At 64.2% G+C, this 11940-nt stretch carries 6 protein-coding genes; 1 reads left to right on the forward strand and 5 read right to left on the reverse strand.

Annotated features, from left to right (window positions below):
• The first annotated feature begins 118 nt into the window (after positions 1-118).
• A complete protein-coding gene (locus MLE27_RS15820; RefSeq protein WP_243313229.1) occupies positions 119-2410 on the forward strand; it encodes a PAS domain S-box protein in 2292 nt (763 codons plus the stop codon).
• Between the two features lie 265 nt (positions 2411-2675).
• Here MLE27_RS15820 and MLE27_RS18045 read toward each other — a convergent pair whose 3' ends face one another.
• The 5 genes from MLE27_RS18045 to MLE27_RS15850 form a co-directional block, all read right to left on the reverse strand.
• The gene (locus MLE27_RS18045; RefSeq protein WP_279355870.1) at positions 2676-4553 is read right to left on the reverse strand and encodes a methyl-accepting chemotaxis protein; all 1878 of its coding nucleotides are present in this window, start codon (positions 4551-4553) and stop codon (positions 2676-2678) included.
• A 197-nt stretch (positions 4554-4750) separates the two neighbouring features.
• On the reverse strand, positions 4751-6385 hold the full coding sequence (locus MLE27_RS15835) for an L-lactate permease (protein WP_243313231.1): 1635 nt from the start codon (positions 6383-6385) through the stop codon (positions 4751-4753).
• A gap of 27 nt (positions 6386-6412) precedes the next feature.
• Positions 6413-7702, reverse strand: coding sequence for a (Fe-S)-binding protein (locus MLE27_RS15840; protein ID WP_243313233.1), 1290 nt, complete (start codon positions 7700-7702; stop codon positions 6413-6415).
• Positions 7703-7706: 4 nt separating this feature from the next.
• Positions 7707-9089 (reverse strand): FAD-binding oxidoreductase, encoded by a 1383-nt coding sequence (locus MLE27_RS15845; RefSeq protein ID WP_243313234.1) that lies wholly within the window; start codon positions 9087-9089, stop codon positions 7707-7709.
• A 531-nt stretch (positions 9090-9620) separates the two neighbouring features.
• Complete coding sequence (locus tag MLE27_RS15850) at positions 9621-11072, reverse strand: outer membrane homotrimeric porin (protein WP_243313239.1); 1452 nt, start codon at positions 11070-11072, stop codon at positions 9621-9623.
• Positions 11073-11940 lie beyond the last annotated feature (868 nt).

Here is an 11940-nt window from a genome sequence, read left to right on the forward strand (position 1 = left end):
CGCGGGAGCCGTCGGCGGCCTTACAATAATCGAGAACCTGTCGAGGCCGCTGGTGCTTCCAGGAATCAGTCTTATCTGATGGGTGCATTTCCGGCTCGCCGGGTCGAGGGAGGCTAGGGTGCGGCATCTGTTCGAATCGCTCAAGAGCAAGCTGATCGTGAAGATCACGCTGCCTGTGGCCTTCATCCTTTTCGCCAGCATCTTCCTGTGGTCCTTCTACCACGTCGAATACCAGAAGGAGGCCACCATCGAGAACGTCATCATGGGCGCGGACCGCGTTTCGAGCACCATCAAGCTCGGCCTGCACTACGCCATGATGCTCAACTCCCGCGAGGACATCCAGGCCATCGTCAACAACCTCTCCAAGCTGCGCGAGGTGCGAAACGTCCGCATCATCAACAAGGCCGGGGAGGTGATGTTCGCCAGCAACCCGGAGCAGGCCCACAACGTGGTCTCCCGGCGCGACCCGCTCTGCCAGGCCTGCCACATCTACACCGTGCCCAAGCTCAAGCCCACCCTGAACGAGGCCATCTACAAGGACGCCCAGGAGGACGGCGAGCGCGTCCTGCGGCTGGTGAGCCCCATCGTCAACGAGCCCGGCTGCTCCGACGCCTCCGGCTGCCACTTCCACCGCCCTGACGAGCAGATCCTGGGCGTGCTGGACCTGGCCTTCTCCCTCACCGACGTGGACCCGCTCATCCGGCAGAGCAAGCAGCACACGGCCTACCTGGCCTTCATCCAGTTCCTGGTCACCTTCGCCACCCTGGCGCTCTTGTTCGTGGTGCTCATCAAGCGGCCCATCAACAGCATCATCCGCGACGCCAAGCTCATCGCCCAGGGGCGCGGCCTGCTGCCCAAGCGCATGGAGTCCGGCGACGAGATAGGGCAGCTGGCCCAGGCCATCCACCAGATGGGCAACGACCTGGTGGCCAAGAACAACCAGCTCTCCCTGCAGAAGAACCTCTACCAGGACCTCTTCGAGGGCGTGCCCTGCATCATCACCGTGCAGGACAGGGACTTCAGGCTGCTGCGCTTCAACCGCACCTTCGAGGAGAAGTTCAACGCCCGCCTGGGCGAATACTGCTACAAGGCCTACAAGAACCGGGACTCCAAATGCCCGGACTGCCCCGTGGAGAAGACCTTCAAGACCGGCCAGTTCTACACCACGGAGGAGAGCGGCTGCTACCGTGACGGCTCCCGCGCGCACTGGATCGTGAACACGGCCCCTGTCTACGACTCCGACGGCAACCTGGTCGCCGCCATGGAGATGTGCCTGGACATCACCGAGCGCAAGGAGCTCGAAGGCGAGTTCAAGCGCTCCGAAAAGAAGTACGTGGACATCTTCAACAACATCCCCAGCGCCGTCTTCGTGCTGGACCAGGCCGACTTCACCATCCGCGACTGCAACCGGGGCGCGGTGAGCCTCTACGGCTGGAGCAAGGGCGAGTTCTCCCGCATGTCCTTCCTGGACCTCTTCGCGGACCTGGAGAAGGACAAGTTTATCGACGCGGTGGAGCACGGCCACGAAATCGGCCAGGCCAAGCACCACACCAGGAATGGGCACGAGATCTTCGTGAGCATCAGCATCTCCCCCTCGGAGTTCAACCAGACCAAAGTCTTCCTGGTCACCGTCAGCGACATCACCACCCGCCTGGAGACGGAGCAGCAGCTCATCCAGGCCAGCAAGATGGCCACCCTGGGCGAGATGGCCACGGGCGTGGCCCACGAGATCAACCAGCCCCTGGCCGTGATCCAGACCAGCGTGGACCTGGTGAAGCGCAGCCTGAACAAGCAGGAGATGCCCTCGGAACCCCTGCTCAAGCGCGTGACGGAGCTCATCGGCACGCAGGTGGACCGGGCCTCCAAGATCATCACCCACATGCGCGAGTTCGGGCGCAAGTCCAAGATCGAGATGGAGGAGGTGGCCATCAACGACGTGCTGCGCCGCTCCATGGACTTCTTCAGTCAGCAGCTCACCCTGCGCAACATCGACGTGGTCTGGGACCTGGACGACAAGCTGCCCGCGGTGCGCTGCGAGCCCAACCGCATGGAGCAGGTGTTCACCAACTTCTTCATCAACGCCCGCGACGCCATCGAGGAGCGCAGGGAAAAGGATCCAACCGCTCCCCCCGGGCGGGTCGTCATCAAGACCATGCACAACCGCGACAGCGTCACCGTGCGCATCAGCGACAACGGCACGGGCGTGCCCGAAACGCTGGCGGGCAAGATCTTCGAGCCCTTCTTCACCACCAAGCAGGTGGGCAAGGGCACGGGGCTGGGGCTCTCCATCAGCTACGGCATCGTGAAGGAGTACGGCGGCAGCATCAACGTGACCAACAACGAGGACGGCGGGGCCAGCTTCTTCATCAGGCTGCCCGTGGCCAACGCCAGGTCCGGGGATGTGGGCTGAGCGGTTGCCGGAGGGGCCGGATATCGGCCGGATGAACGGCTGAAGGCGTCTTGAGGGGGCGGAGGCCTCCGGCGGCCAGGGGCGCCGCCCCTGGACCCCGCCAAAGGGAGTTCCTCCCTTTGGAATCCCCTACCGCTTCGCGTCTCCCACGGGAGGCGGCGTCCGAATCTCCTGCGTAGTCCGGCGCGAGGAGCTTGAGCTTCAAGAGAAAAGGGCCTGTCCGCAAACGCGGACAGGCCCTGTTTTCGTTCAGGAGGGGAGGGGGTTAGCCGCGCGGCAGGGCGCGGACGGAGCCGCCCGCCTCGCCGTGCAGTTCGTCGATGATGCGTTGCAGTTCGTTGGACTGCTCCAGCAGGCCCCTGATGGCCTCGGCGGAGCTGCCCACGCTGTGCTTGGTCCTCTGGGTCAGCTCGCTCACGGCGCCCAGGGAACGGTTGATCTCCTCGGAGGCGGAGGACTGCTCCTCGGAGGCGGCGGCGATGCTATGGATCTGCTCCGCAGAGGCCTGGGCGCCCCGCACCAGTTCAGAGAGCACCTCGCCGGACTGGTCGGCCAGGTTGCTCGCCAGTGAGATGGACTCCAGGGCGCGGTCCGTGTTGGCGATGCTCTCGCGGGCCGAGTGCTGGATGGCCCCGATGCTCGAGCTGACCTCCTGCGTGGCGCTCATGGTCTTCTCGGCCAGCTTGCGAACCTCGTCGGCCACGACAGCGAAGCCGCGCCCGGCGTCGCCCGCGCGGGCCGCCTCAATGGCGGCGTTGAGGGCCAGGAGGTTGGTCTGGTCCGCGATGTCGGAGATCACGGTCAGGATGCGGTCAATGTCCTGGGAGCGCTTGCCCAGGTCGTCCATGTTGGACTTGAGCGCCTGGGCCTGCTCGCCCACCTGGTGCATGGCCTGGATGGAGTCGTCCACCACCTGGCGGCCCTGCTGGGCCTTGGCCCGGGCCTGTTCGGCCTGGGTGGAGGCGGCGGCGGCGCTTCTGGCCACGTCCATCACCGCCTCGGACATCTGCTCCATGTTGGTGGCGGTCACCTGGATGCGCTCGTTCTGTTCGTCGGCGCTGATGCGGATCTCCTCGGACTGGTCCGAGATGGCGTTGGTGGCCGAGCCCACGCTGGCCACCACGGAGGTCAGGCGCGAGGCGGCGGCGGCCATGCCCTCGCTGCGGGCCAGTTCGGCCCGGGCGGTGGCCTCCTCGGCCTGGGCGCGGGCTTCGTCGGCGGCGCGGGCCTTGTCCTCGGCTTCGGCGGTTTTGGCCTCGATAGCCTGGATGTTGCTGCGCAGTGTGGCCACCATGGTGTTCAGCGCGGTCTGCATGCGCGCGGCCTCGTCCCTGCCGGAGACGTCCAGGTGCACGTCCAGGTCGCCGTCGGCGCAGCGGATGGCGGCGGCGGTCGCCTCGCGGATCGGCCCGGAGATGCTGGCGATGATGACGCCCGAAAGCCCGATGATGAGCACCAGGCCGCCGCCGATGCCGGAGAAGATGCCCGTGAGGATGGAGCCGATGCGCTCCTCGCTGCTGGAGCGGATCCGCGCCTTCTCCCGGTCGATGTTGTCGATGTACACGCCGGTGCCGAGCCACATGGTGGTGCCGGGGATCATGGTGGCGTAAGCCAGCTTGGGCTGGTCGCCCTGGCCGGGCTTGGGGAACACGTACTCGACGAATCCGCCGCCGGCCTTGGCCTTCTCCATCAGCTCGCGAACGAAGTATACGTTGTTCTTGTCCTTGGTCTGGCCCAGGTTCTGCCCCTGGGATTCCTTCTTTGTGGGCAGGGCCACGTTGACCGTGTTCTCATACACGAAATAGTAGCCGGACTTGTCCTGCTCGAAGCGGATAAGGTCCACCATGGCGCGGATGAGCTCCACGCGGCGGGCCGGGTCTCTTTCGTCCTTGATGGCCACGCCGATGGCTTGGGCGATGCTGTCCGAGGCCACGGAGAGCTTCTGCTTCTGTTCGGAGAGCATGATCTCCTGGGCGGCCTGGATGTTGTTGTCCAGCACCTGTTTGATGCCCATGTAGAACACGGTCACGGTTCCGCCAGTAAAGACGGAGAAAAGTATCAGCAAGAGCGCGAAACGCCATGAGATGGAGAAGTTTCTGAAGAAACCGACGATTCCAGAAGAGGAGCGCGTAGCGTTGGCCATGGAGAGAGCCTCCTGCCGCTCCCGTCGAAGCGGCCGCTAAACATAAGATAGGCCAAAAGAAACTTTTGGGTTGGGTCTTGTAATCCTGTGCGAAAGGTCTCCGGGAGCGCGGCGCCTTTCGCGGGCTCGTGCAGTGAGGCAGAAAAAAGGGGGAGTCCAGGACGGACTCCCCCATGCAAGGCGGAGTCAAGCCGTTGCTAGGAAGGCAGCATCCACTTCAGCGGGTAGGCCATGAGCATGGTCAGACAGCTGATGAAGAGCAGCATCGCAACGGAGTGCCACAGGGTGAAGCGGAAGATGTCGCCGTCCTTGCCGTGCAGGCCGGTGGCGGCCACGCCGACGGCGATGGACTGGGGCGAGATCATCTTGCCGGTAACACCACCGGAGGTGTTCGCGGCGGCGCACAGTTCGGGGGAGACGCCGATGGCCTGTGCGGTGGTCTTCTGCAGGTTGCCGAAGAGCAGGTTGGAGGAGGTGTCGGAACCGGTCAGGAACACGCCCAGCCAGCCGAGGATCGGGGCGAAGAACGGGAACAGGGCGCCCGTGCCGGCCAGGGCCAGGCCCAGGGTGGTGGACATGCCGTTGGCGTTCATGACGAAGGCCAGGCCGACGATGTTGCCGATGGAGACGATGGGCCAGCGGAGCTGGTGCATGGTGCGGCCGAAGCAGCCGATGGCCTTGCCCATGCCGTAGTTGGGCATGATGAAGATGGCGATGATGCCGGAGAGCAGGATGGCGGTGCCGGCGGCGGCCAGGGGCTGGAACTTGAAGATCACAGCCTGGGCGGCGGGCTGGCCGTTGACCATCTTGGCGATCATGTTGTGGTACATGGGCCAGGGGATGTCCACGGAGACCATCTTGGCCAGGGGGCCCTTGATGGAGGGCCAGCCCTGGATCAGCACCAGGATGGCCAGGATGATGTAGGGCATCCAGGCGCGCAGGATTTCGCCGGCGGAGAAGTTGCACACCGCGGGGCCGGTGGGCGCGGGCTCATCCGGGAAGTGGAACACGGTCTTGGGCTTCCACACGCGCAGGAATCCCCAAAGCGCGATGATGGTCACGATGGCCGACAGGATGTCGGGCAGGGTGGGGCCGTGGAAGTTGGACATCAGGAACTGGGTGCCCGCGAAGGCGAAGCCGGCCACGAGCAGGGCGGGCAGCACTTCCATGGTGCGCTTGAAGCCGCACATGGTCACGGACAGCCAGATGGGCACGATGATGGACAGGAAGGGCAGCTGGCGGCCAACGATGGCTGAGATGTGCATCTCGTCCAGCTTGGTGGCGCCGGCCAGGGCGGTGATGGGGATGCCGACCGCGCCGAAGGCCACGGGGGCGGTGTTGGCCAGCAGGCAGATGCCGGCGGCGTACAGGGGGTTGAAGCCCAGGCCCACCAGCATGGCCGCGGTGATGGCCACGGGGGTGCCGAAGCCGGCGGTGCCCTCGATGAAGGAGCCGAAGGCGAAGCCGATGAACACGGCCTGGAGGCGGCGGTCGTCGGTGATGCACGCCAGGGAGTTCTTGATGATCTCGAACTCGCCGGACTCAACGGTCATGTTGTAGACCCAGATGGCGGTGACGACGATCCAGACGATGGGGAACAGGCCGTACACGAAGCCGTAGGAGTAGGAACCGATGGCCGTGGACGCCGGAATCCCCCAGAAGGCGATGCCCAGCACCAGGGCCAGGAGGGAGGCGATAGCGCCGGCCACGTGGCCCTTCATGCGTTTTACTGCCAGAAAGTAGAACAGGGCGTAGATCGGGATACCGGCTACCAGTGCCGAAATCCCAATGCTCTTGCTAATGGGGTCATAGATTTGGGTCCAGGCTTCCATCATTTCCTCCTTCAATGGGTTGACGAATTACCTCAGGGTCTGGGCGTAAAGCTCCACAGGATGCTTGACGGCGATACGGTCGCCGGCCTGGGACATCATGTCCGCGATCTGCATCATGCAAGCGGGGCAGCCCGCCGCCACAATATCGGCCCCTGTGGCCACGATGCTGTCACGCTTCTTCTTACCGATCTTCGTGGAAACGCCATAATGCTGGAGGTTGAACGATCCGCCGCAGCCGCAGCAGACGTCCGACCCGGTCATTTCCACCACCTGCAGGTTGGGGTTGGCCTTGAGCGCGGTTCTGACCTGACCCGACACACCCAAGCTTTTCTTGAGGTGGCAGGGGTCATGAACCGTGACCTTGGCAGCGTCGGAGGCAGGCTCGACCGCGGTAACGCCCAGTTTGTCCACGATAAAGGCGTTGATATCCATGGCCTTGCCGGCAAGCATCTCGATCTGGTCGCGTTCCGCCTGGGAGAAACCTTCGTTCATCAGCGGCCACACGTGGTGGAAAGCCGACGTACAGGTGCCGCAAGGGGTGATAATGTAATCGAAATCACCCTTTCCGAAGACCTTGAGGTTCATCCGGACGAGATCCTGGTAGCTTGTCAGGTCGCCGGAAGCCAGGGAGGGAACGCCGCAACAGACCTGCTCGGTGGGCATGTAAACGCCCACGCCGTGATGCTCGAACACCTTCAGGATTGATTCGCCGACGCTGGTGAACATCTTGTCCACCACGCAGCCGTAGAAGAAAGCGACTTTGATGCCGCTTTTACCCGGAGCGGTGTTCAGGTTGCCGATGCTGCGAAGAGGCTTATCCGCCAGGGAGAGCAGGTGACGATCGCCCAGAAGCGGTGAGAGCAGCTTGGAGCAGGAAGACCCGATGATGTCGTTCACCGGGGATGTGAAGAACCCCTGGAACTTGGAGCCAAGCGCCAGGAGGGTGTTAAAGAGTGCGGGCTTGGTGAGCATGCCCCTGAAGATCGCCTTCTTGATCGGAGAGAGCCCGATGTAGGCGGTGATGATGGCGCGGGCCTTGATGAAGATGTCCACGGCCTTGACGCCAGAGGGGCAGGCCGCCGCGCAGGAGCCGCACAGCAGGCACTTGTCCAGGCGGTCCTTCACGGCCTTGGTGTCCTTGATCATCTCGTGGCCGAGGAATTCGAGCAGCGCGATCTTGCCGCGCGCAACGTCCGACTCGCGGCCGGTCTCGGCAAACAGGGGGCACACGCTCTGGCACATGCCGCAGCGCATGCAGCCGACGATCTGGTCGTCGAGTTCGCCGAGGAGTTTGAGCATCTGGTTCAGGTCGGCCATTGTCTTACTCCCCGAGGATCTTGCCAGGGTTCAGGATGTTCTTGGGGTCAACGGCGGCCTTGATGCGTTTGGAGTACAGGACGCTGGCGCGGTTGGTCTCCTTCTCCATGTACTTGGACTTGGCCAGGCCGATGCCGTGCTCGCCGGAGAGGGTGCCGTCCAGGGAGAGGGCGGCGTCGAAGATGGCGTCGACGCCCTTCTCGACGCGGTGGAACTCTTCCTTGTCGCGGCGGTCGCAAAGGATGGTCGGGTGCAGGTTGCCGTCGCCCGCATGGCCGAAGGTGCCGATGGTGAGCTTGAACTCTTTGGCGATCTTGCCCAGCTCTTCCATCATGGCCGGAATCTTGGAGCGGGGCACGGTGGCGTCTTCCAGCACCGTGGTGGGGCGCAGGCGCGCCAGGGAGGACAGGGCGGCGCGGCGGGCTTCCCACACTTTGTTGCGCTCCACGGCGTCCTTGGCCACCTGCAGGCGCACGCAACCGTTGTCCTGGCAGATCTTCTCCACCTTGGCGGCGTCCTCGGCGACCTGGGCGGGGTGGCCGTCCACCTCGATGAGCAGCAGCGAACCGGCATCGGTGGGCAGGCCGACCTTGGCGAAGCCTTCAACCGCGCCGATAGTGAAGTTGTCCATGAACTCCAGGGTGCAGGGCACGACCTTGGCGGCGATGATGGCCGACACGGAGCGGGAGGCGGTCATGACGTCGGGGAAGATGGCCATCATGGCCTTGGAGGCCTGCGGCGGGGGCACGAGCTTCAGGATGAACTCGCTCATGACGGCGAGGGTGCCCTCGGAGCCGACCATCAGCTGCGGAATGTTCAGGCCGGTGACGCACTTGACGGTCTTGGAGCCGGACTTGCAGTAGTTGCCTTCGTTGTCGAAGAAGTTCACACCCATGACGTAGTCTTTGGTGACGCCGTACTTCAGGCCGCGCAGGCCGCCGGCGTTCTCCGCCACGTTGCCGCCCAGGGTGGAGGCCGCCTGGCTGCCCGGGTCGGGGGGGTAGAACAGGCCCTTGGAGGCCACGGCGGCGGCGAACTTGGCGGTGATGGCGCCGGTCTGCACGACCGCGTACATGTCCTCCTCGTTGATCTCCAGGATCTTGTCGAGGGCGTTGGTCAGCAGAACGATGCCACCCTTGCTGGGGATGGTGCCGCCGGAAAGGTTGGTGCCAGCTCCGCGAACGGTGAGGGGCAGCCCGTTGTCGTTGCTGAGCTTCACGATCTTGCCCACTGCTTCCATATCGGTGGGGCGAACCACCACGGAGGGCAGCACAGGGTCGAGGACCGCGGCGTCGTAGGAATAAGAATGCTTGTCCGCCTCGGCGTCCATGACGTTATCGGCGCCGACGTAGGAGGCGAGAGTTTGCTTGAGCGATGCGCTGACCATCGAATCTTCTCCCGGTGATAAATAGTTGCGGTGTTCTCCCCGGTCAGGGAGGGAATTCGGTCGCACGACATTAACAACTTTCGTGCCAAGCGAGCCTTGCGGAAAAAGAGTCAATATTCCAAGTATTTGTCCGTACAGTTTGCTTGGGCGGGCCGTGACGTCCAGAAAGCCGGATTGGGAGAATTATCCTGGCGGAGCCGCTGTTTATGCGCAATTGTGCGACGATTGCGTGGCGCGGGCAAGGCGTCTGTTTTTTCGGATGAAAGCCGTGTTTCCGGTTTTTCAGACGGCCTCCAGGCCGCTGATTATTACCCGGAACCCGCCCGGCGCCATAACCCCGGCGGGCGGCATTGCGCCCACCCCGCCTTGGGCGCGGGTGAATCCAGGGGATTGCCCTGCGCGTTGCATCAGGCCGACGGCGGAGCCGGTTGTCTTCGGCACCCCGATGCGCTTGAAACGCCCGCCACAGGGCAAAAAAAGCGGCCGGGGCGAAGGCCCCGGCCGCTCGGTTGGTTCAGGTTGCCCCGGGGCCTAGAACTTGTACTGCAAGCCCACCGCCACCAGGAAGGCGTCGCCGCTCTTAGCCTGGTTCACGAAACGCCTGCCCCACACCGAAGAGTCGAACTCCCCGTGGGACCAGCCCAGGTTGGCCATCAGGGCCAGATTTTCGTAGATGTTGTAGGTGTTGTCCAGGTTGACGCCGATCACGTATTCGGAGTCGGCCAGGTCGCGGCCCATCTGGTAGTAGGTTCCCGCGCCGAGCAGAGCGTTGGCCGCCCGCAGGCCCTTGGCCGAGTTGGTGCCGTGGGCGTAGGCGAAGGTCAGGCGGTGCTTGAGATCCGGCAGGAAGCTCACTGAGTTCAGCGAGGCCGAAAAGCCCCAGGTGCCCACGGCGTTCACGCCCATGGTGTTGTTCACGAAGGCCTGGTCCGTATCGAAGAGGAAGGACGTGCTGGGCCCCCATGCTGAGACGATCTGGGGCATGCGCTCCGAGCCGTTGCGCAGCGAATCGTCCTCGCCGGTGGACCACCAGAAGGCCACCTGCGGGGTGAGCGCGTCGAAGCCGGTGTACTCTGCGGCGAAATCCAGGAACCATCCCTGGCGTTTGTTGTGCGCCCTGTCGGAGAGATTGCCTCCGCCGTAGATCAGGTCGGCGTAGAACTTGAAGGGATCAAGAGCGGTCACCTCGAACGCGCCGCCCGCCCACAGGAACACGTTCTGGCCGTTGCGCACGCCGAAGGGCTCCAGAGCGTACTGCCCGGCCGAGAACAGGGTCTGGGCCAGGGTGTTGGAGTAGAGGCCCCCGCCGCCCACGCTGGTGCCGGCGTAGTCGGCGTCGCGTCCGGCCACGGCCAGCAGGGCCCAGGGGATGGCGCCGAAGCCTTCCACGGTGACGGGCAGGCTCAGGTAGTAGCCGTCGAACTCATCGGGCACCTGGCGGGTGGTCTTGTCGAAATCCTTGTTGGAGTCCAGCAGGCGCATGAATCCGCCGGTGAAGGACAGGGTGTCCTTAATCAGGGGAAGGCTGAACATGGCCGCGGCGGCTTCGCTGTCCAGCACGATGGAGCTGCCCCCGAAGAAGGAGCTGTGCGCAACGGTGAAGGGCTGGCGGCCAACCGTGAACTCGACGTCCGTGCCGGGCCATTTGAACTGCAGGTAGGCCTGGTAGACGTCGATGACCACGGCGGGGTTGTCCACCTTGAAGGTGCCGTCGCCCCAGACGCCGTTGTTCACCCGGATGCCCAGGCGGAACTTGAGGTTTTCGTTGGCGATGAAGTCGGTGCGCAGGCGGAAGCGCTCCCACACCGTGAACGGGTCGCCGGTCTGGCTGCCGTCTCCGTTCCAGCCCGTGTAGTTTGTCTTGCTGAACCAGTTGCCATGGATGCGCACGTCACCCGTCATCTTCACATCCGTGGCGGCCTTTGCGGTCCCCCCGAGCAGGAGAGCCCCCGCCAGCAGGGCCAGGGCCATGAATCCTCTCACTTTCATCACTTCCTCCGTGTTGTGGGTTCATGATCGAGGCATCTTCATTTCGATGCGTCGGCGTTGATCCGGCTACCGGCTGCGCGTTCCAGGATGACGCGGGATGCCCGCAGCTGTGGGCCTCAAGGGGGCCGGATCCAACTCGCTATCGATCTTCACGTGCCTGCGCGGCTTGCCCCACCACCGGTTCCAGGCACAGGCGGGGCTTGATGCGCGGCGTAGGGAGTCCATGCTGAAATTGATTTTCAAAGTCAATAAAAGGTGAGGGGAAAGGTCACCTGCCCATTACAGGCAGGAGGAAGGGGTGCAACATGCCGTCGAGAGGGCCTTCCGACGCCGAGGCCTGGGCGACCCGGGCTGCGGCTATTTCAGGGCTACGTGGCGGGGCGCGCTCGCGAGTGTCAGCGCCGGGTGGCAGAATGCAGGACGGATTTCAGGCCGTGGCTAGGGCAGCAGTACTGGGCGGAGGGAGGCAACAACCAGATCCGGCGGGCAAGGCAGCCCGGGACAGGTCAAGCTTGTCGGCGTGGCCATGGGGGGCCAGATGCTGGTCAAGTGTGGGCCAACTGCTGATCCGATTCAGGTCGGATACGCACCGCCTGCGGAGCCGAAGCGGAAGCCATGCGGACCCGACGTGACCAGGTGAGTGGCTGATGAGGGGCCGGGGGAGGCCGGCGCGCACCATCTGAGGGGCCAGTGCGGGGCATAGGGGGGTAATGGATGGATGATCCAGTAACGCCGGGCTCAGGCGTGCGAACCTTCGGCAAATGACAGTTATGAGGATGGGGGGGGCGAAGATGAATGTTGAGGCGGGGGGAGCGGCGACGCCAGGCCCAAAAGCAAAGCGGCCGGGGGGTTTGCCCCCGCC

Source organism: Fundidesulfovibrio agrisoli (assembly GCF_022808715.1).
Classification (GTDB): domain Bacteria; phylum Desulfobacterota; class Desulfovibrionia; order Desulfovibrionales; family Desulfovibrionaceae; genus Fundidesulfovibrio; species Fundidesulfovibrio agrisoli.

Coding starts and splice junctions, on each gene's coding strand:
- MLE27_RS15835 (WP_243313231.1), bottom strand. CDS start 6,385: ATGGAAGCCTGGACCCAAATCTATGACCCCATTAGCAAGAGCATTGGG.
- MLE27_RS15840 (WP_243313233.1), bottom strand. CDS start 7,702: ATGGCCGACCTGAACCAGATGCTCAAACTCCTCGGCGAACTCGACGAC.
- MLE27_RS15845 (WP_243313234.1), bottom strand. CDS start 9,089: ATGGTCAGCGCATCGCTCAAGCAAACTCTCGCCTCCTACGTCGGCGCC.
- MLE27_RS18045 (WP_279355870.1), bottom strand. CDS start 4,553: ATGGCCAACGCTACGCGCTCCTCTTCTGGAATCGTCGGTTTCTTCAGA.